Annotated in this window: 20 protein-coding genes; 8 read left to right on the forward strand and 12 right to left on the reverse strand. The window is 69.2% G+C overall.

Annotated features, from left to right (window positions below):
* Positions 1–3 precede the first annotated feature (3 nt).
* The 6 genes from HZ992_RS22050 to HZ992_RS22075 all read left to right on the forward strand — a co-directional run bounded on the left by HZ992_RS22050 (position 4) and on the right by HZ992_RS22075 (position 6,765).
* The gene (locus HZ992_RS22050; RefSeq protein WP_209383934.1) at positions 4–789 is read left to right on the forward strand and encodes a CbbQ/NirQ/NorQ/GpvN family protein; all 786 of its coding nucleotides are present in this window, start codon (positions 4–6) and stop codon (positions 787–789) included.
* A gap of 35 nt (positions 790–824) precedes the next feature.
* The gene (locus HZ992_RS22055) at positions 825–2,435 is read left to right on the forward strand and encodes a vWA domain-containing protein (protein ID WP_209383935.1); all 1,611 of its coding nucleotides are present in this window, start codon (positions 825–827) and stop codon (positions 2,433–2,435) included.
* Positions 2,436–2,521: 86 nt separating this feature from the next.
* Positions 2,522–3,343, forward strand: a complete 822-nt coding sequence (locus tag HZ992_RS22060; protein ID WP_209383936.1) for a MipA/OmpV family protein — start codon at positions 2,522–2,524, stop codon at positions 3,341–3,343.
* A 37-nt stretch (positions 3,344–3,380) separates the two neighbouring features.
* A complete protein-coding gene (locus HZ992_RS22065; protein WP_209383937.1) occupies positions 3,381–4,280 on the forward strand; it encodes an alpha/beta fold hydrolase in 900 nt (299 codons plus the stop codon).
* Positions 4,281–4,387: 107 nt separating this feature from the next.
* Positions 4,388–6,016, forward strand: coding sequence for an FMN-binding glutamate synthase family protein (locus HZ992_RS22070; RefSeq protein WP_209383938.1), 1,629 nt, complete (start codon positions 4,388–4,390; stop codon positions 6,014–6,016).
* Between the two features lie 104 nt (positions 6,017–6,120).
* Positions 6,121–6,765 carry a LuxR C-terminal-related transcriptional regulator gene (locus HZ992_RS22075; RefSeq protein ID WP_209383939.1) on the forward strand — a complete coding sequence of 215 codons (645 nt, stop codon included), beginning with the start codon at positions 6,121–6,123 and terminating at the stop codon, positions 6,763–6,765.
* Positions 6,766–6,777: 12 nt separating this feature from the next.
* On the opposite strand, the gene HZ992_RS22080 is transcribed toward HZ992_RS22075, so the two are convergent.
* Entirely contained in the window at positions 6,778–7,395 is a 618-nt protein-coding gene (locus HZ992_RS22080) for a glutathione S-transferase family protein (protein ID WP_209387270.1), read from the reverse strand.
* Positions 7,396–7,427: 32 nt separating this feature from the next.
* On the reverse strand, positions 7,428–8,726 hold the full coding sequence (locus HZ992_RS22085) for an amidohydrolase family protein (protein ID WP_209383940.1): 1,299 nt from the start codon (positions 8,724–8,726) through the stop codon (positions 7,428–7,430).
* Positions 8,727–8,813: 87 nt separating this feature from the next.
* Here HZ992_RS22085 and atpE point away from each other — a divergent pair, with 87 nt between their 5' ends.
* Positions 8,814–9,053, forward strand: a complete 240-nt coding sequence (atpE, locus tag HZ992_RS22090; protein WP_209383941.1) for a F0F1 ATP synthase subunit C — start codon at positions 8,814–8,816, stop codon at positions 9,051–9,053.
* Between the two features lie 102 nt (positions 9,054–9,155).
* Positions 9,156–9,827 (forward strand): PAQR family membrane homeostasis protein TrhA, encoded by a 672-nt coding sequence (locus HZ992_RS22095; protein WP_209383942.1) that lies wholly within the window; start codon positions 9,156–9,158, stop codon positions 9,825–9,827.
* A gap of 35 nt (positions 9,828–9,862) precedes the next feature.
* On the opposite strand, the gene HZ992_RS26075 is transcribed toward HZ992_RS22095, so the two are convergent.
* From HZ992_RS26075 to ntrB, 10 genes are all read right to left on the reverse strand, one after another.
* Positions 9,863–11,389 (reverse strand): methyl-accepting chemotaxis protein, encoded by a 1,527-nt coding sequence (locus HZ992_RS26075; protein WP_209383943.1) that lies wholly within the window; start codon positions 11,387–11,389, stop codon positions 9,863–9,865.
* Positions 11,390–11,486: 97 nt separating this feature from the next.
* Positions 11,487–12,305, reverse strand: coding sequence for a phosphate/phosphite/phosphonate ABC transporter substrate-binding protein (locus tag HZ992_RS22105; RefSeq protein WP_209383944.1), 819 nt, complete (start codon positions 12,303–12,305; stop codon positions 11,487–11,489).
* 139 nt (positions 12,306–12,444) lie between these two features.
* A complete protein-coding gene (upp, locus tag HZ992_RS22110; RefSeq protein WP_209383945.1) occupies positions 12,445–13,077 on the reverse strand; it encodes a uracil phosphoribosyltransferase in 633 nt (210 codons plus the stop codon).
* Positions 13,078–13,112: 35 nt separating this feature from the next.
* Complete coding sequence (locus tag HZ992_RS22115; protein WP_209383946.1) at positions 13,113–13,580, reverse strand: nuclear transport factor 2 family protein; 468 nt, start codon at positions 13,578–13,580, stop codon at positions 13,113–13,115.
* A gap of 13 nt (positions 13,581–13,593) precedes the next feature.
* Positions 13,594–14,919, reverse strand: a complete 1,326-nt coding sequence (locus tag HZ992_RS22120) for a TRAP transporter large permease (protein ID WP_209383947.1) — start codon at positions 14,917–14,919, stop codon at positions 13,594–13,596.
* Positions 14,912–15,436: a TRAP transporter small permease subunit gene (locus HZ992_RS22125; protein ID WP_209383948.1), complete on the reverse strand. Its 525-nt coding sequence runs from the start codon at positions 15,434–15,436 to the stop codon at positions 14,912–14,914. The genes HZ992_RS22120 and HZ992_RS22125 overlap by 8 nt, the downstream gene beginning before the upstream one ends.
* A gap of 14 nt (positions 15,437–15,450) precedes the next feature.
* Positions 15,451–16,536 carry a TRAP transporter substrate-binding protein gene (locus HZ992_RS22130; RefSeq protein ID WP_209383949.1) on the reverse strand — a complete coding sequence of 362 codons (1,086 nt, stop codon included), beginning with the start codon at positions 16,534–16,536 and terminating at the stop codon, positions 15,451–15,453.
* A gap of 67 nt (positions 16,537–16,603) precedes the next feature.
* Positions 16,604–17,047: a cyanase gene (cynS, locus tag HZ992_RS22135; protein WP_209383950.1), complete on the reverse strand. Its 444-nt coding sequence runs from the start codon at positions 17,045–17,047 to the stop codon at positions 16,604–16,606.
* On the reverse strand, positions 17,044–17,934 hold the full coding sequence (locus HZ992_RS22140; protein ID WP_209383951.1) for an ABC transporter ATP-binding protein: 891 nt from the start codon (positions 17,932–17,934) through the stop codon (positions 17,044–17,046). The genes cynS and HZ992_RS22140 overlap by 4 nt, the downstream gene beginning before the upstream one ends.
* Entirely contained in the window at positions 17,924–18,814 is an 891-nt protein-coding gene (ntrB, locus tag HZ992_RS22145; RefSeq protein WP_209383952.1) for a nitrate ABC transporter permease, read from the reverse strand. The genes HZ992_RS22140 and ntrB overlap by 11 nt, the downstream gene beginning before the upstream one ends.
* Between the last annotated feature and the right edge of the window lies 1 nt (position 18,815).

The following is an 18,815-nucleotide window of genomic DNA, read 5'->3' on the forward strand; positions in this document are numbered from 1 at the left end:
GCGATGGATGCCCACCGCATCCGCAGCGAGCCGTACTACCAGAGCGTCGCCGACGAAGTCGCGCTGTTCGAGGCGGCCTACGCGAAGCGCCTGCCGCTGCTGCTCAAGGGCCCCACGGGCTGCGGCAAGACGCGCTTCGTCGAGCACATGGCCTGGCGGCTCGGCAAGCCGCTGGTCACCGTGGCCTGCCACGAGGACCTGAGCGCCGCCGATCTGGTGGGCCGCTGGCTGCTCGACGCCGACGGCACGCGCTGGCAGGACGGGCCGCTGGCGCTGGCCGCGCGGCACGGCGCGCTGTGCTATCTCGACGAACTGGTCGAGGCGCGTGCCGACACCACGGTGGTGATCCACCCGCTGGCCGACACGCGGCGCGTGCTTCCGATCGCCGCCTGCAACGAGCTGCTCGCCGCACACCCGGACTTCTCGCTGGTCGTGTCCTACAACCCCGGCCCGATGGCGCGCGAGATGAAGGCCTCGACGCGGCAGCGCTTCTGCGCGCTCGAGTTCCGCCATCCCGCACCGGAGGCCGAGGCCACGATCGTGGCGCGCGAATCCGGGCTCGGTCTTGACACGGCAGCCACGATCGTCGCCTTTGGCGTGCGCACGCGGCGCCTGCAGGGCCATGGCCTGGACGAGGGCGCGTCCACACGCATGCTGGTGCACGCCGCCGTGCTGGCGGTGCAGGGCGTGGCGCCGCGGCGGGCCTGCCGCATGGCGGTAGTCGACGCTCTGAGCGACGAGCCCGGCGTGCACGACGCGTTGCTGGGGGCGCTGGATGCGTCGTTCTGACATCAGGCGGCTTCTGGGCCAGGGGCAGGCCTGACATGGGCTCGGCACTGCCCCTGCATTGGCTGCACGTCGACGCGCCGTCGGCCGCACCGGCGCTGCTGTCACTGCAGCAGACGCTGCGCGCGCTGTGGGGGCTGGAGGCCTCGGTGATCGCCGACGGCGAGGTGCCGCACCTGGCCGCCGGCAGCATCCATCTGCCGCGCAGCGCCCCCACCGGCTGCGCCGACTCGCCCTGGCAGCGCGCGGCGGCGGCGCATGCGGCCGCCCACCTCGTCTACTCGCCGCAGGTGTTCGATGGGCGCGGGTTGCGACCCATCGTGCGCGCGATCATCGGCGTGCTCGAAGACGCCCGCGTCGAGACGCTGGCCGGCCGCGAGCTGCCCGGCCTGCAACGCTGGTGGCGCCCGCTCCACACCGCGCTGCCCACCGATGGCGACGGTGTCGAAACGCTGCTGCTGCGCCTGGCGCGCGCGCTCGCCGACCCCGGCTACGACGATCCGCACCCCTGGGTGCGCAAGGGTCGCGCGCTGTTCTTCCTCGACGCGCGCGGCGAGGTGCTGGCCGAGCCGCGCGCCGAGGGCCTGCGCGAGATCGCCTCGCGGCTGGGCCACGACCTCGGCCAGATGCGGCTGCAGTTCAATGCGAAGGGCTACCTGCCGGGGCCGGGTTACCGCGACGATCACCGCTGGATGTGGCCGTCCGGTGCCGACGAGAGGTCCGACGCTGCACCGGCGACGCCGCCGCCGGGCCGCAGCGCCGACGAGCCCCCAGCGGCCCCGGACGGCGAACCGCATCCGGAGTGGGACCGCCTGATCGCACGGCTGCGCCCCGCGTGGTGCCGCGTGCGCGAACAGCGCGACGAAGCCAGCGTCAACGCTGCGATCACGCTCCCGCAGGCGCCCTCGCCCGCCGCGCTGCGGCGCGCCGTGGCCGCGGGGCCGGCCCGCGGGCCTTGGCGCACCGAGCACGAAGGCGAGCGCCTCGACCTCGATGCGCTGCTGCGCGCACGCATCGCACGGCGCGCACGGCTGCCGCTGGAGGCGCGGCTGCACCGTGGCCGCTCGCGCGGCCGGCGCTTCGGCCATGCACTCCTGCTGATCGATCAGTCGGCCTCGACCTCGACGCCCTGGACCGAGGGCGACAGCGACCAGCTGCGCGCCGCCTGCGCGATGGCCTGGCAAGCTGCGCGGGCCCTCGCTTCGGCGGGCCTGCGCACGGCCATCGCCGGCTTCGCCTCGAACGGGCGGCACGCGGTGCACTGGCAATCGGTGCATGCCTTCGGCGAGCCGCTGGACCCGCAGGCGGGCGCGCGGCTGGCGGCCCTGCGCAGCAGCGGCTCGACGCGCCTGGGCGCGGCGCTTCGCCACGCGACGCGCCGGCTGGCGTGCCAGCGCGGCGGCGAGCAGCTGGTGCTGGTGTTCAGCGATGCGATCGCCCACGACATCGACGTGCATGACCCGCGCTACCTCGCCGAGGACGCGCGCCATGCCGCACGCCATGCGCAGCGCCAGGGCCTGCGCCTGGCCTGTATCGCCCCCGACCGTGCCCAGGCGGCCGCGGCACGCGCCGTCTTCGGCGCGGCACAGGTGGCCGTGGTCGAGCGCCTCGAGGCCCTGCCGGTCGCGCTGCGGCGGCTGCTGGGCTGATCGCGCAGCGGCCGGATTCCGGGTCGCCGCGAGGGGACTTGCGCGCCTGGGTTACCGTCGCGCGCTGGAATCACAGGAGTACCCCTATGCGTTCGACGTTCGCCGCGCTGGCCGCGGCCCTCGCCGCCCCGGCCGCCCTCGCCCAGCCCGCCGAGCCGCTGTGGGAGATCGGCGCCGGCGCCTTTGCCGTGAGCCAGCAGGCCTACCCCGGCGCGGACGAGCAGGTCAACCGCGGCATCGCCCTGCCCTATGCGCTGTACCGCGGCGAGTTCCTGCGCGTGGACCGCGGCGGCGCCGGGCTGCGCGCGGTGAAGCAGCCGGCGTTCGAAGTGGACATCGGCGTTTCAGGCGCCTTCGGCGCACGCTCCGACGACATCGAGGCACGGCGCGGCATGCCCGACCTGGGCACGCTGATCGAGTTCGGCCCGCGTCTGGTCTGGCGGCTGGACGGCGGCACGCCGACGCCTGGCGCCGGCCGCTGGCGCGTCGAGCTGCCGCTGCGCGGCGTGTTCGACCTCAGCGACGACTTTCGGCACCGCGGCATGAGCTTCGAGCCCGAGCTGCAGTACGCGCGGCGCAGTTCCGGCGGCTGGGCCTACAGCGCCAGCGCCGGCCTGGTGTTCGCCGATCGGCGACTGTCGCGCACCTTCTATGCGGTCGACCCGGTCTATGCCACCGCAGAACGGCCGGCGTACGAGGCTCGTTCCGGCTTGCTGGCCACGCGGCTGGGGCTGACGGTCTCGCGCTCTCTCTCGCCCGACTGGCGCCTGTTCGGTTTCGCGCGGCTGGACAGCGTGGCCGGCGCCGCCAACCGCGAGAGTCCTCTGGTGCGCCGCACCACCGGCGGCAGCGTGGGCCTCGGCGTGGCCTGGACCTGGCTGCGCTCGGAGCGCCCAGCCGCCGACTGAGCGTGATCGCCGCGCCTGCCGCCGCTATGCTTGCGCGATGAGCAGCCCCTGGTTCGACGGATTCACGGCCGGCTTCCACGAGGTCGGCGGCCTGCAGCTGCATGCGCGCATCGGCGGCCGCGCCGATGCGCCGGCGCTGCTGATGCTGCACGGCTTCCCGCAGACGCATGCGATGTGGCACCGCGTCGCGCAGCAACTGGCGCCGCACTTCCGCATCGTGCTGCCCGACCTGCGCGGCTACGGCGACTCCGACAAGCCGCGCGGCGAGGCCGGCCACGCCAACTACAGCAAGCGCGCGATGGCCGCCGACCTGGCGGCGCTGATGCGCTCGCTCGGCCACGAGCGCTACTTCGTCGCCGGCCACGACCGCGGCGCCCGAGTGGCGCACCGTCTCGCGCTCGACCACGCCGGCGCGGTGCGCAGGCTCGCGCTGCTGGACATCGCGCCGACGCTGGACATGTACGAGGCCACCGACATGCGCTTCGCCAGCGCCTACTACCACTGGTTCCACCTGATCCAGCCGCACCCGCTGCCCGAACGCATGATCGGCGCCGACCCGCGCTTCTACCAGCGCGCCAAGCTCGGCGGCTGGGGTTCCAAGGGCACCGGCTACATGGAAGATGAAGCGCTGGCCGAATACGAGCGCTGCTTCTGCCGCCCCGAAGCGATCCACGCGGTCTGCGAGGATTACCGCGCCTCCGCCACGATCGACCTCGAGCACGATCGTGCCTCGCGCGCGGCCGGCCAGCGCATCGCCTGCGACACGCTGGTGCTGTGGGGCGAGCGCGGCGTGGTGCACGCGCTGTTCGATCCGCTGGCGCTGTGGCAGGCGCAATGCAGCGCGGCGGTCAGCGGCCACGTGATGCCGGCGGGCCACTACATCGCCGAAGAGCTGCCCGACGAAACGGCGCGCGAACTGCGCGACTTCTTCGTCTGACCGTCGCTTGATCATCGCCTGAACTGCGCCGGGAAAGCCGGGCTTTCCTCGGCACGGGCCACGCGCGCGGCGGCTACCATCGCCGCGATCCGTCGTGAGGAGTGCGCATGTTCGCCTGGCTGAAACGGCTCGACCAGCATTTCCCGGTGCGCTACAGCGCCTGGCTCTTCTGCGCCGTGGCGCTGATGCTGTCCACCTTCTCGTGGGTGGCCTTCGGCACGGGCGGCTGGCTCGCGCTGCTGTTCCTCTTCCTGACCTTGCTGGGCGCGCGCGACACGCAGCAGGCGCACCACTCGATCCTGCGCAACTACCCGGTGATGGGGCACCTGCGCTTCATGCTCGAGTTCATCCGGCCCGAGATCCGCCAGTACTTCTTCGAGAGCGACCGCGAGACGGTGCCGTTCTCGCGCCAGCAGCGTTCGCTGGTCTACCAGCGCGCCAAGGGCCAGCCCGACAAGCGGCCGTTCGGCACGCAACTCGACGTCGCCGCGATCGGCTACGAGTGGATCAACCACTCGCTGCAACCCACGACCATCGCCACGCACGACTTCCGCGTCACCATCGGCGAAGGCCGCGCCCAGCCCTACAGTGCCAGTGTCTTCAACATCTCAGCGATGAGCTTCGGCGCGCTGTCGGCCAACGCCATCCTGGCACTCAACGAAGGCGCACGGCGCGGCGGCTTCGCGCACGACACCGGCGAGGGCTCGATCAGCCGCTACCACCGCGAGAACGGCGGTGACCTGATCTGGGAGATCGGCTCGGGCTACTTCGGCTGCCGCCACGCCGACGGCCGCTTCAGCGAGGAGCGCTTCACCGAGAACGCACGGCTCGAGCAGGTGAAGATGATCGAGCTGAAGCTCAGCCAGGGCGCCAAGCCGGGCCATGGCGGCGTGCTGCCCGGCCCGAAGGTGACGCCCGAGATCGCCGAGGCGCGCGGCGTGGCGGTGGGCGTGGACTGCGTCTCGCCGGCCAGCCACGGCGCCTTCTCCACACCGGTGGAGATGATGCATTTCATCGAGCGGCTGCGCGAGCTCTCGGGCGGCAAGCCCACCGGCTTCAAGCTGTGCATCGGCCACCCCTGGGAATGGTTCGCCATCGCCAAGGCGATGCTCGAGACCGGCATCGTGCCGGACTTCATCGTCGTCGACGGCGCCGAGGGCGGCACCGGCGCGGCGCCGCTGGAGTTCACCGACCACGTCGGCGCGCCGCTGCAGGAAGGCCTGCTGCTGGTGCACAACACGCTGGTCGGGCTCAACCTGCGCTCGCGCGTCAAGCTGGGCTGCGCCGGCAAGGTGGTCAGCGCCTTCGACATCGCGCGCATGATGGCGCTCGGTGCCGACTGGTGCAACGCGGCGCGCGGCTTCATGTTCGCGCTGGGCTGCATCCAGGCCCAGCACTGCCACACGGGGCACTGCCCGACCGGCGTGGCCACGCAGGACCCGCAGCGCCAGAAGGCGCTGGTCGTTCCGGCCAAGAGCGAGCGCGTCTACAACTTCCATCAGCAGACCCTGCATGCACTGAAGGAACTCGTGCAGGCCGCCGGCCTGAAGCACCCCGGCGAGATCAGCGCGTCGCACATCGTGCGGCGCAACTCCGAGCACGGCGTGAAGCTGCTGGCCAACCTGCTGCCCTACGTCGAGCCCGGCGCGCTGCTGACGGGCGAGATGCCGCACCAGGTGTTTCGCACCTACTGGCCGATGGCCCAGGCGGGCAGTTTCGGGGTGCTGCGGACTTAAGCGGGCTTCACGAGAGCGGGGGGATCTCACCACCGGGTTGCGGGGATGCGACACGAACGTGCGCCATCGACAATGGCTACATTCCGAAACAAGTTCCCGCCACCATGTCCCGCATCTTCCTGCTCATCAATGACCCGCTGGTAGCGGGGCGCATGCGCGGCCTCATCGATGCCACGCCGGGGCTGCAGACGGTGGGCTGGGTCGCCACGATGGACCAGGCACGCACCCAGTTGCCCGCCCTGCAGGCCGATCTGGTGCTGTCAGACCTGCAGCTCGCCGACGGCTGGGTGGCCGGCTTCGTCGACGAGATCTCGACCAGCGTGCGCTACGGCCGGCCGAAGACGCTGTTGGTGACGATGTCGCTGGACGATTCGCAGCTGATCGACGCGCTGGTGCGCGGTGCCGATGGCTACTTCGTGCAGGGCCAGTCGCCGCAGTCGCTGATCGCGGCCGTTGAGCAGACGCTGTCCGGCGGCGCCGAGATGGCACCGGGCATCGCGCGGCAGGTGAAGGCGCATTTCGATGCCGCCGCCTGGAAGCGCAGCGACCGCCTCGACGACGAGAACCCGCTGCACCCGGACCGCGTCGAGCGCCAGGTGCTGCAGTGGATCTGTGACGGCTTCCTGCCGCACGAAATCGCCCGCGACCTGCGCATCTCGACGCGAGAAGTGGCGCTGCGCGTGCGAACCCTCTACCGCAAGATGCAGCTCGATCGCCGCACGGCGACCCTCACGCTGCAGATGGCTTGAACGAACGGCGGCTCAGGCCGTCGGCGGCCTCGTGTCGATGAAGCTCTGCCTCGCGTTGAGCTTCTCGGCCAGCTTCGCCAGATTGGCGTGCTGGTCGCGCCACGCGATGTGCGGGAAGCGGAAGTCGAGGTAGCCCAGCGCACAACCGACCGCGATGTCGGCCAGCGACAGGTGGATGCCCGAGCACCAGGGCTTGTCGCCCAGGCCGGTGCTCATGGCCGCCAGCGCACCGTGCACGCGGCTCATCTGGCGGTCGATCCAGGCCTGGCTGCGCTGTTCGGCGCTGCGCCCGGCCCAGGTGGCCTCCAGGCGCGCGAGGATGGCGGCGTCCAGCACGCCATCGGCCAGCGCCTCCCAGGTGCGCACCTCGGTACGCTCGCGGCTGCCTTCCGGGATCAGCCGGCTGACCGGCGAGCGCGTGTCGACGTATTCGACGATCACGCGAGAATCGAACACCGCCTCGCCGCCTTCGAGCACCAGGCAGGGCACCTTGCCCAGCGGGTTGGCCTTCAGGATGGCCTCGGCGTTCCAGACATCCTCGAGTTCGAACTGGTAGTCGAGCTTCTTCTCGGCCATCACGATGCGCACCTTGCGCACGTAGGGGCTGGTGAGAGCGCCGATGAGTTTCATCATGCTGTGATTCTTCCGTCCCTGTGTTCGATTCATTCTAGCGAAGGGGGCTGTTCGCCGGCCCGGCGCAAACGCCAATCGACCTGCGCCGGCCGGCCGGGCAGCGCCAGTGACGCCGTGGCCGGCGGCGTGCGTGCGATCACCTGGCCGCGGCGCACCACCAGCAGCCGCGTGGCGCGCAGGCGGATGGCCTCGATGGGGTCGCGTGCCTGCAGCAGCACGAAGTCGGCCGGCTTGCCGACCTCGATGCCGTGATCGTCCAGGCCGAGGATCTTCGCGCTGTTCACCGTCACCGCGTCGAAGCAGGCGCGCATCTGCGCCTGCGAGGTCATCTGCGCCACGTGCAGGCCCATCGCCGCGACCTCCAGCATGTCGGCACTGCCCAGCGAGTACCAGGGGTCCATCACGCAGTCGTGGCCGAAGCCGACGTTGATTCCCGCGGCCAACAGCTCGGGCACGCGCGTCATGCCGCGCCGCTTCGGGTAGGTGTCGTGGCGGCCCTGCAGCGTGATGTTGATCAGCGGGTTGGCGATCGCGTGCACGCCGGCCTCGCGCATCAGCGGCAGCAGCTTGGACACGTAGTAATTGTCCATCGAGTGCATGGACGTGAGGTGCGAGCCGGTGACGCGGCCGTGCAGGCCGAGTCGCTGCGTGTGGAAGGCCAGCGTCTCGATGTGGCGGCTCAGCGGGTCGTCGCTCTCGTCGCAGTGCATGTCGACGCGCAGGCCGCGCTCGGCGGCGAGCTCGCACAGGATCTTCACGCTGTCCGCCCCGTCGGCCATCGTGCGCTCGAAGTGCGGGATGCCGCCGACCACGTCGACGCCCTTGTCGAGTGCGCGTTTCAGGTTGGCCAATGCGGTGGGCGAGCGCAGCACGCCGTCCTGCGGGAATGCGACGAGCTGCAGGTCGAGGTAGGGCCGCACCTTCTCGCGCACGTGAAGCAGCGCCTCGACGGCGAGCAACCGGTCGTCGCAGACATCGACGTGCGAGCGGATCGCCAGCAGACCCTTGGCCACCGCCCAGTCGCAGTACTGCAGCGCGCGCTCGACCAGCGCCTCCTGCGTGAGCTGCGGCTTGAGCTCGCCCCACAGCGCGATGCCTTCGAGCAGCGTGCCGCTGGCGTTCACGCGCGGCAGACCGAAACTCAGCGTCGCGTCCATGTGGAAGTGGGCATCGACGAAGGGCGGGCTGAGCAGCTGGCCCTGGCCGTCGATCACCGACGCGCCCTCGGGAGCCGGCAGGTTCGGCGCGATGGCGGCGATGCGGCCAGCGTGCACCAGCACGTCGAGGCCAGTGCGGCCATCGGGGAGCGTGACGTTGCGGATCAGCATGGTTCGGCATGACCTCCGAGGTCATCGACGGTGGAATCGGGTTCCCGCAGCATACGTGCAAGCCAACCCTAGCAAGGACTGCACCGCATGAACGGCATCGACCTCCTTCCGCTCGCCGTGGGCCACATGATCGGCCTGGGCGCCATCGGCTCCTGCCTGGGCGTGGGGCTGCTCGGCAGCAAATTCCTCGAAGCCTCGGCGCGCCAGCCCGAGCTGATGGACAGCCTGCAGACCAAGGTCTTCCTGCTGGTGGGCGTGCTCGACGGCGCCTTCATCATCGCCACTGGCATCGGGCTGTGGTTCGCCACGGCCAACCCGTTCCGCTGAAGCGCGGGTTGACCCTCTCCCAAGTTCGAAGGCGCGCGAACGCGGGGGAACTGCCTTCTTTGAGGGGGTGCGCCGGGGCAGCGGCGGGCGTTCACTGGCGACATGTCGCTTCGCATCGCCCTCGCTTCCCGCCCCGCGGCCCCGCCGCGGGTGCAGACGCGCGGCGAGGAGATCGCCAACGCCGCCAGCCACGCGCTGGCCTGCGCGCTGCCCGTGCTGGCCTGGCCGCTGCTGTCCGAGGCAGCCCGGCGGCAGTCGGGCACGCTGGGCGTGCTGTCGGTGGCGGTGTTCTGCCTCACGATGGTGCTGCAGTTCGTCGCCTCGGCGGTGTTCCATGCGCTGCCGCCAGGGCGCGCCAAGCTGTGGGCACGCTCCGTCGACCACGCGGCGATCTACGTCTTCATCGCCGGCAGCAGCACGCCCTTCACGCTCGGCGCGATGCCGGGCACGGCGGGCGTGGCCACCTGCCTGCTCGTGTGGTCGCTGGCCTTGTGGGGCGCCTCGCTGAAGCTGCGGCGCCGGCTCACCAACCGGCGCCTGTCGACCGGCCTGTACGTGCTGCTCGGCTGGGGCGCGCTGCTCGCGGCCTGGCCGGGGCTGCAGTTGCTTGACTCGTCGGCGCTGCTCTGGCTGGCCGCCGGCGGCGCGGCCTACCTGGTGGGCACGGCCTTCTTCGTGTTCGACTCGTCGCTGCGCTTCGGCCACTTCGTGTGGCACCTGTTCGTGATGGCAGGCAGCGGCTGCCACCTGTGCGCGGCCCTCGGGCTGGGCTGAGCGGGCCACTCTCGCCCGCAACGCCTGCGCTGCGATCAGCCGACCGTGCGGAAGACGCTCACCACCCTGGCCAGCTGAAGGGTCTGATCCTTCAGGCTCTCGGCCGCAGCAGCCGACTGTTCGACGAGCGCGGCGTTCTGCTGCGTCATCTGGTCGAGCTGGGTGACGGCGGTGTTGACCTGGCCGATGCCGTCGCTCTGCTCGGCGGCGGCGGCGGTGATCTCGCCGATGATGTCGGAGACACGCTGCACCGAGCCGACGATCTCGCCCATGGTCTGTCCGGCGTCGGCGACGAGCCGGGAGCCGGCCTCGACGCGCTCGACGCTGGCGCCGATCAGGCCCTTGATCTCCTTGGCGGCTTCGGCCGAGCGCTGGGCCAGGCTGCGCACCTCGGAGGCGACGACGGCGAAGCCGCGGCCCTGCTCGCCGGCACGGGCGGCTTCCACCGCGGCGTTCAGCGCGAGGATGTTGGTCTGGAAGGCGATGCCGTCGATGACGCCGATGATGTCGGAGATCTTCTTGGAGCTGGTGTTGATCTCGTCCATGGTGAAGACCACCTGCGAGACCACGGTGCCACCGCGCTGGGCCACCTCGGCAGCGGACGCCGCGAGCTGGTTGGCCTGGCGGGCCGAGTCGGCGCTTTGCCGCACGGTGGCGGTGAGTTCCTCCATGGCACTCGCAGTCTGCTGAAGATTGCTCGCCGTCTGTTCCGTTCGTGCGGAGAGGTCCTGGTTGCCCGTGGCGATCTCCACGCTGGCGGTGGTGATGCTGTCGGTGCTCCGGCGCACGCCGTCGACCAGCGAGTTCAGCCGGTCGCGGGTTCGCTCGAGCTCCGCCATCAGGCCGCGCATCTCGTGGGGTGCGGTCGTCGGCGCCGTCAAATCGCCGTCTGCGATGTGCCGCAGAGCCTCACGGGCCTGCGCCGGATCGACACCCAGTTCGCGCTGGACCGTCTTCGCCAGCAAGGCCGTCAGCGCGCCGGCGACGATCACGGCGAACCCGGCCAGCGCCAGGGACAACAACGTGAGCTGCTGCGCTCGCTGCTGGGTGTTCTGATGGGCGACCTGTGCCTCTTGGCGCCCCTTGGCGATCTCTTCGAGCAACCTGGCCCGCAGATTGCGCCACGCCGGTGTCTCCTCGGCCGTCAACGCTTGTGCGGCGGCCGCGGGGTCCGTCTTGACCAGTTCGATCACACGAGCCTGTTTGGCGGACTGCACTTCACGCAGAGTCGCCAGCTGTTCGAGGGAGGTGGCGAGCGCCGTGCCGCCGGCCAGGGCCGCGGTGTCGCGTTGCGCCTTCGCATAGGCCTCTGCGGCGCCGGCGAAGTTGTCGTAGGCCTTGCCGTTCTTGGGATCGAGCACGATGTTGCGCAGCGCCTGGCCCATCTGCAGGCCCTGGGCATACATCTCGTTCATGCCATTGGCCCTGGCCTGCTCCGTGCCCAGATAACGATCGAACTCGTGCTGGGTTCGAAACAGGCCCCACAGGCTCGCCGTCAGCGCGGTCACGAACAAGGCGGCGGGGATGACGCTGCACAGGAGCAGTCGAGTGCTGAATCTCATGGTTGTCTCAAGACAGGGCCGCAGGAACGCAACCGCTTCCCGTCTTCGGCCCCGGCTCGCCAAACTTGAGGCCTTGCGCCTGACCCGCAACGGCCGATCAGGATTCCAGCCAGCCGAGGAGCGCGCGAAGGCGCGGTCCGGTCGACGTGTCGAACGATTCGATGCCCACGGTTCGAAGCACGGCCCGTCCAGCGTCGCTCTGTGTCAATGCGCTGAGTTCGGCCTGCACGGCGCGCACCTGATCCGCATTGAGGCGTGAATGCGCGATCAACGGGAAGTAGGGTTGAGCGACACTGCGATGCAGCACGCGCAGCTTCGCCTTGTCCAGACCCTTGGCGACACTCGAATACGAGGCAATGCCACCGACGTCCCCGAAGCTCTGTTCCAGGTAGAAGCCGACTGCGCCTTGCTCGCGCACGTAGTTGACCTTCTCCTCGCTCAGGAGGATGCCGCGATCGCGGAGCTCGGCTCGGCAGAACTTCGACATGTACGACACCGTTTCAGGCATCACCCAGCGCTTGCCCTTCGCATCGGCCAGCGTCTTCATCGTTGACTCCGCGCGGACGACGATGAGGCACTGCCCGTCCGGCCGCGCACTTGCCACGAACTGGTAGCCGTGGTCTCGGATGGCGCGGGCCGGGTAGTCGCTGGGCCGCGCCAGCGCCAGGTCGAATCGCCCGCTGCGCAGCCCGTCCTCCAGCGCCGAAAACTCTCTCGCGAAAACCACCTGCACCTTGCGGCCCAACACCTTGCCGAGGGTGTCGGCCAGAGGGCCGTACTTGGCGATGACGCGGCCATGGTCCAGGCCGCCCGAGCTGCCCTCGCTGACACCGAGCGTCAACTCGGCTGGCGCCGCCTGGGCGGCAACGATGAACAGGCTGGCGATGGCGGTGAAGAGGCGGGCGGCAGGCGTCATGGCGAGCGGCGGGCTGGAGCCCGCCTTGCGGTGGAGAACTCCTTGATTCCACACATGCCAATGCACGAATATATTGCGCGCGCTCAGCCCGATGCAGCTTCTTCGAGCACAACCGTGAAATGGGCCCGCGGCCCAGGCGCTACTTGGTGCCGAATAGCCGGTCGCCGGCGTCGCCCAGACCCGGCACGATGTAGCCGTGCTCGTCGAGCTGGCGGTCGATGGCCGCGGTGTAGACGGGCACGTCCGGATGGTTGGCGTGGAAGTTCGCCAGCCCTTCCGGCGCGGCGAGCAGGCAGACGAAGCGGATCGACTTCGGCTTCGTCTCCTTCAGCCGGTCCACCGCCGCAACCGCCGAGTTGCCGGTGGCCAGCATCGGGTCGAGCACGATGACGTCGCGCTCGTGCATGTCGTGCGGCATCTTGAAGTAGTACTCGACGGCCACCAGCGTCTTCGGGTCGCGGTACAGGCCGACGTGGCCGATGCGCGCGCCGGGCACCACGTTGAGCATGCCGTCGAGGAAGCCGGCGCCGGCGCGCATGATGGACACGAACACCGTCTTCTTGCCGTCGATCACCGGCGAGCGCATGGTCTCCAGCGGCGTCTCGATCTCGATCAGCTGCGTGGGCATGTCGCGCGTGACCTCGTAGGCCATCAGCATGCTGATCTCATTGAGCAGCCGGCGGAACATGCTGGTGCTGCGGTCCTTCTGCCGCATCAGCGTGAGCTTGTGCTGGATCAGCGGGTGCGTGATGTGGTGGACTTGCGCGGTCATGGGCGATCACTCCTTGGCCGGCACAGCATAGCGGTTCACAGGCCGAGATCGGACAGCCCCGGGTGATCGTCGGGCCGCCGACCGAGCGGCCAATGGAATTGGCGATCCGCTTCGGCTATCGGCAGGTCGTTGATGCTGGCGAAGCGCCGCGTCATGAAGCCCTGCTCGTTGAATTCCCAGTTCTCGTTGCCGTAGCTGCGGTACCAGTGGCCGGATTCGTCATGCCACTCGTAGGCGAAGCGCACGGCGATGCGGTTTCCGGTGAAGGCCCACAGCTCCTTGATGAGCCGGTAGTCGAGCTCCTTCGCCCACTTGCGGCGCAGGAAGGCCTTGACCGCCTCGCGGCCGACCGGGAACTCGGCCCGGTTGCGCCAGCGTGTGTCTTCCGTGTAGACACGCGCGCAGACTTCGGGGTCACGCGTGTTCCAGGCGTCCTCGGCGCCGCGCACCTTCTTGGTCGCGGTCTCTTCGGTGAAGGGCGGCAGGGGCTGGCGTGTTTCCATCATCGATCTCCAATCACCAGCCGATCGCCTTGGGCAGCCACAGCGCGATCTGCGGGTAGAAGAACACCAGCGCCAGCGTCACCGCCTGCATGGCGATGAAGGGCACCACGCCCTTGTAGATGTCCTTGATGCTCACCTCGGGCGGCGCGACGCCCTTCAGGTAGAACAGCGCCCAGCCGAAGGGCGGCGTGAGGAACGAGGACTGCAGGTTCACGGTGATCAGCATCGCCAGCCACACCGGGTCGACACCCTGCGCGAGCAGCACCGGCAGGAACAGCGGCACGGCGATGTAGCTGATCTCGATCCACTCGATGAAAAAGCCGAGCACGAAGATCAGCGCCATCATGAACCAGATGTCGCTGTTCACGCCGCCGGGCAGCAGTTCGAACATGCGCACGATCAGGTCTTCGCCGTGCAGGCCGCGGAAGGCCAGCGCGAACACCTGCGCCATCATCAGGATGAACATCATGATGGCGGTGATCTTGGCGGTCTCCAGCGCCACGTCCTTCAGCACCTGCCACTTGAAGCGCCCGGCGCCCACGGTGATCAGGATCGCGCCGACCGCCCCCATCGACGCGGCTTCGGTCGGCGCCGCGATGCCGCCGACGATGGAGCCGAGCACCGAAACCACCAGCATGATCGGCGGCACCACCACCTTCCAGAAGCGGATCCACAGCTCGCGGCGGCTCACCCCATCGCGCTCGGCCTGCGGGATGGGCGGCATCAGATCGGGCTTGACCATGCCCAGCACCAGCAGGAACACGATGTACACGCCCGCCAGCAGCATGCCGGGGCCGACCGCCGCGGCGAACAGCGTGCCCACCGACAGCTGCATGATGTCCGACAGCAGGATCAGGATCAGGCTGGGCGGGATGATCTGGCCGAGCGTGCCCGAGGCGCAGATGGCGCCGCAGGCGATGGACTTGTCGTAGCCACGGCGGATCAGCGTGGGCAGCGTCAGCAGGCCCAGCGTGATGATGGTGGCGCCGACGATGCCGGTGGTCGCGCCCATCAGCACGCCGAACAGGATGATGCCCACGCCCATGCCGCCGCGCACGCCACCTGCAATGTGGCCCATCACGTCGAGCAGGTCGTCGGCCAGGCGCGACTTCTCCAGCATCACGCCCATGAAGACGAACAGCGGGATCGCCATCCACTGGTAACCCGCCACCACGCCGTAGATGCGCGCCGGCAGCAGGTTGAACAGCACGTCGCCGAAGCCGAGCCAGCCGAACAGGAAGCCCACCGTGGCCAGCGTCACGGCCACCGGCACGCCCAGCATCAGCATCACGAAGAAGCCGACCAGCATCAGCACCGCATAGGTCTGCGGCTCAAACACGGTGGCTCTCCACGCGTTGCCGCTCGATCAGAACCAGGCGCATCAACGCGCCCACCGTCTGCAGTGCCAGCAGGCCGAAGCCCAGCGGGATCAGCCCCTTGACCGCCCAGCGCCAGGGGATGCCGCCCGGGTCGGCCGAGGTCTCGCCGATGGCCCAGGACTGCAGGACATAGCTCCACGACAGCTTGATGAACAGCAGCGCGATCGCCAGCGTCAGCACGCCCGAGACGAGGTTGACGACGAACTTCGCGCGCGGCGTGAAGTTGGCGTAGAACACGTCGACGCGCACGTTGTCGCCGCGCTGCAGCGCGTAGCTCATGCCGAACAGGATGACGGCGGCCAGCAGGTGCCATTCGAGCTCCTGCGACCACACCGAGCCGAAGCTCAGCGTGTAGCGCAGCAGCACGTTGACGGCCACCAGGCCGATCATCGCCAGCGTCATGTAGAGGGTGGCGCGGCCCACCGCATCGATCAGTGCCTCGATGCGACGGACCGCGACCAGGGTCGCGTCGGACATGGGGGAATCGCCGCTCAGCCGCGGACCTTGAGGTGGTACGCCTCTTCGCTGACCTCGGACCAGCGGTCGTACTTGGCCTTGAAGGCCATGTAGGACTCGTGCACCTTCTTCGTCATCGGGTCCTTGGCCACCGCGTCGGCGAGCACCTTGTCGGTCTCGGCGCGCAGCGCCTTGATCACCGCATCGGGCAGCGGCTTGGCGATCACGCCCTGGTTCTTGATCAGGTCTTCCATCGCCTCGGAGTTGTGCTTCTGGCACCAGGCTTCGCTGATGACGTTGCAGGCCGCCGAGGCGTTCTGCACGATGGCCTTCAGGTCAGCAGGCAGCTTGTCCCACGCGGCCTTGTTGATCAGCAACTCGGAGACGGTCGCCGGCTCGTGCCAGCCGGTCGTGTGATAGAACTTGGCAGCCTTTTGCAGACCCAGGCGCCGGTCCTGGAAGGGGCCGACGAACTCGGCCGCGTCGATCACGCCGCGCTCCAGCGCCGGGAAGATCTCGCCGCCGGGCAGCACCTTCACGTCGACCCCCAGGCTCGCGTAGACCTTGCCCGCGAGGCCCGGGATGCGCATCTTCAGGCCCTTGAGGTCGGCCACCGAAGTGATCTCCTTCTTGAACCAGCCCGTCATCTGCACGCCGGTGTTGCCGCAGGGCATCGCGATCATGCCGAAGGGGGCGTAGACCTCGTTCCACAGTTCGAGGCCGCCGCCGTCGTAGAACCAGCCGTTCATGCCCTGGAAGTTCATGCCGAAGGGCACCGCGGTGAAGTACTGCGCAGCCGCGGTCTTGCCGGTCCAGAAGTACGAGTTGGCGTGGTTCATCTCGACGGTGCCGGCGCGCACCGCGTCGAAGCCCTCGAACGCCGGCACCAGTTCGCCGGCGCCGAACACCTGGATCTTCAGCCGCCCGCCGGACATGTCGGCGATGCGCTTGGCCAGGTCGGTGGCCGAGCCGGGGCCGTCCATGTAGAAGGGCGCCCCCTTGCCGTAGGCGGAGGTCATCTTCCAGTTGAAGGTCTGCTGGGCCGAGGCGACGGCGGGTGCGGCGAGCGCGGCGCCAGCCAGGCCCGCCTTCAGTGCGGAGCGACGAGAGACTGCATTCATGCGAACTCCAGTGGATGGTGGGGATGACTCTGCCTAGCGAGGGGCGTGCCAATGGCACGCGTGGTGCTCAGTAGGTCTTGTACGGGAGGAACTTGCCGCTCATCGTGATCGAGACGCGGTCGCCCTTCGGGTCGGGCTCGCGCTGCAGGTCCATCTTGAAATCGATGGCCGACATGATCCCGTCGCCGAACTCCTCGTGGATGAGTTCCTTGAAGGTGGTGCCGTACACGCTGACCAGTTCGTAGAAGCGGTAGATCAGAGGGTCGGTGGGCACCGAAGTCGGCAGCGAGCCCTTGTAGGGCACGGCCATCAGCCACTTCTTCTCGTCGGCCGACAGGCCGAAGATCTTGCCGACGGCATCGGCCTGCTTCTTGTCGAGCGTCATCTGGCCGAGGCAGGCCGCGGTGACCCACTCCTTGCTCAGGCCGACCTTCTTGGCCACGTCGGACCAGGTGATGCCCTTGGCCACCTTGGTGGCGATGATCTTCTCGGTGACGTCCAGTCGGCTCATGCGATTCTCCTCAGGGTGGTGCCGTTGTGGGTGTGGTGTTGCATGTCGGGCTGGGGCTCGGGGTCGAGCCCCGGGCTGACTTCCGCAGGCTGCGCCGGCGCACGGCCATGCGACAGCTCCTTGCTGCGCGCGACGAGGAAGTCGACCAGGTGGTTGCGGATGCGGTAGTACTGCGGGTCGTGATGCAGCGTGGCGCGCTGCCTGTCACGCGGCATCGTGTTCTTCACGATCTCGGCCACGCGCGCCTGCGGGCCGTTGCTCATCAGCAGGATGCGGTCGGCGAGCAGGATCGCCTCGTCCACGTCGTGCGTGATCATGAACACCGTCTGGTGCGTCTGACCGCAGATGCGCAGCAGCTCGTCCTGGATGGTGCCGCGCGTCAGCGCGTCGAGCGCGCCGAAGGGCTCGTCGAGCAGCAGCATGCGCGGCTGGATCGCGAAAGCGCGCGCGATGCCCACGCGCTGCTTCATGCCGCCCGAGAGCTGCGAGGGCTTCTTGTCGATCGCGCCGTCCAGGCCGACCAGGGCGACGTACTTCTGCACATGCTCGTCGACCTGGGCGCGGGTCCACAGCGGCCACTTGCTGCGCACCGCGAAGGCGATGTTCCTGCGCACCGTCAGCCACGGCATCAGCGCATGGCCCTGGAACACCACGCCGCGGTCCAGGCTGGGCCCGGCGATCTCGCGGTTGTCCATGAACACGTGGCCGTCGCTGGCGCTCTCCAGCCCGGCGAGCACATTGAGGATGGTCGTCTTGCCGCAGCCGCTGTGGCCGATGATGCAGACGAACTCGCCCGGGCGGATGCCGAAGTTGACGCTGTCGAAGACGATGCTGTTGCCGTAGCGCTTGGTGAGGCCCTCGACCTTGAGGAAGTGCTCAGTCGACATAGGTGACCGCCTTCTGCAGCTTCGCGAACATCAGGTCGAGCAGCATGCCGACCACGCCGATGACGAGGATCGCGAAGATCACGTTCGGCAGCGAGAGGTTGTTCCACTCATTCCAGACGAAGTAGCCGATGCCGGTGCCGCCCACCAGCATCTCGGCCGCCACGATCACCAGCCAGGCGATGCCCATGCTGATGCGCATGCCGGTGAGGATGGTCGGCGCCGCGGCGGGCAGGATCACCTCGAAGGCGCGGCGCAGCGCCGTCACCTCCAGCGTCTTCGCCACGTTGAGCCACTCGCGCCTCACGCTGGCCACGCCGAAGGCGGTGTTGATCAGCATCGGCCACACCGAGCAGATGAAGATCACGAAGAGGCCGGAGATGCTGCTGTCCTTGATCGTGTAGAGCGCCAGCGGCATCCAGGCCAGCGGCGAGATCGGCTTGAGCACCTGGATGAACGGGTCGAGCGCGCGGTAGACCAGCGGGCTCATGCCGATCACGAAGCCCAGCGGAATCGCCACCAGCGCGGCGAGCAGGTAGCCCAGGCCGACGCGGCCGAGCGAGTAGGCGAGCTGCAGGCCCACGCCCTTGTCGTTCGGGCCGTTGTCGTAGAACGGGCTGGCGAGGTTCTTCGCGACCACCGCGCCCATCTGCGCCAGCGTCGGAAAGCCCGACTTGGCCGTTGCCGCGGCGGGCGAGGCCATTGAGGCCGGGTCCTTGCCCATCAGCTTGGCGTACTCGATCTGCTCCGGCGTGAGCGCCGGCGCTGCCGCGGCCACCGGCGCCGACGACAGCGTCGCCACGTGCCAGATCGCCAGCACGACGAGCAGGATCAGCGCCGACAGCAAGCCCGCCCGGAACCCCAGGCTGCGCGTGAAACCCATG

Origin of the sequence: Rhizobacter sp. AJA081-3, assembly GCF_017795745.1 — a bacterium.
Classification (GTDB): domain Bacteria; phylum Pseudomonadota; class Gammaproteobacteria; order Burkholderiales; family Burkholderiaceae_C; genus Piscinibacter.

Bases quoted from the DNA above. Each gene is read 5' to 3' on its own strand.
- HZ992_RS22140 (WP_209383951.1), bottom strand. From the start codon at position 17,934: ATGTCGACTGAGCACTTCCTCAAGGTCGAGGGCCTCACCAAGCGCTAC.
- cynS (WP_209383950.1), bottom strand. From the start codon at position 17,047: ATGAGCCGACTGGACGTCACCGAGAAGATCATCGCCACCAAGGTGGCC.
- HZ992_RS22050 (WP_209383934.1), top strand. From the start codon at position 4: ATGGATGCCCACCGCATCCGCAGCGAGCCGTACTACCAGAGCGTCGCC.
- HZ992_RS22060 (WP_209383936.1), top strand. From the start codon at position 2,522: ATGCGTTCGACGTTCGCCGCGCTGGCCGCGGCCCTCGCCGCCCCGGCC.
- HZ992_RS22095 (WP_209383942.1), top strand. From the start codon at position 9,156: ATGTCGCTTCGCATCGCCCTCGCTTCCCGCCCCGCGGCCCCGCCGCGG.
- HZ992_RS22130 (WP_209383949.1), bottom strand. From the start codon at position 16,536: ATGAATGCAGTCTCTCGTCGCTCCGCACTGAAGGCGGGCCTGGCTGGC.
- atpE (WP_209383941.1), top strand. From the start codon at position 8,814: ATGAACGGCATCGACCTCCTTCCGCTCGCCGTGGGCCACATGATCGGC.
- upp (WP_209383945.1), bottom strand. From the start codon at position 13,077: ATGACCGCGCAAGTCCACCACATCACGCACCCGCTGATCCAGCACAAG.
- HZ992_RS22105 (WP_209383944.1), bottom strand. From the start codon at position 12,305: ATGACGCCTGCCGCCCGCCTCTTCACCGCCATCGCCAGCCTGTTCATC.
- HZ992_RS22065 (WP_209383937.1), top strand. From the start codon at position 3,381: ATGAGCAGCCCCTGGTTCGACGGATTCACGGCCGGCTTCCACGAGGTC.
- HZ992_RS22075 (WP_209383939.1), top strand. From the start codon at position 6,121: ATGTCCCGCATCTTCCTGCTCATCAATGACCCGCTGGTAGCGGGGCGC.
- HZ992_RS22115 (WP_209383946.1), bottom strand. From the start codon at position 13,580: ATGGAAACACGCCAGCCCCTGCCGCCCTTCACCGAAGAGACCGCGACC.
- HZ992_RS26075 (WP_209383943.1), bottom strand. From the start codon at position 11,389: ATGAGATTCAGCACTCGACTGCTCCTGTGCAGCGTCATCCCCGCCGCC.
- HZ992_RS22125 (WP_209383948.1), bottom strand. From the start codon at position 15,436: ATGTCCGACGCGACCCTGGTCGCGGTCCGTCGCATCGAGGCACTGATC.
- HZ992_RS22070 (WP_209383938.1), top strand. From the start codon at position 4,388: ATGTTCGCCTGGCTGAAACGGCTCGACCAGCATTTCCCGGTGCGCTAC.
- ntrB (WP_209383952.1), bottom strand. From the start codon at position 18,814: ATGGGTTTCACGCGCAGCCTGGGGTTCCGGGCGGGCTTGCTGTCGGCG.
- HZ992_RS22080 (WP_209387270.1), bottom strand. From the start codon at position 7,395: ATGAAACTCATCGGCGCTCTCACCAGCCCCTACGTGCGCAAGGTGCGC.
- HZ992_RS22085 (WP_209383940.1), bottom strand. From the start codon at position 8,726: ATGCTGATCCGCAACGTCACGCTCCCCGATGGCCGCACTGGCCTCGAC.
- HZ992_RS22055 (WP_209383935.1), top strand. From the start codon at position 825: ATGGGCTCGGCACTGCCCCTGCATTGGCTGCACGTCGACGCGCCGTCG.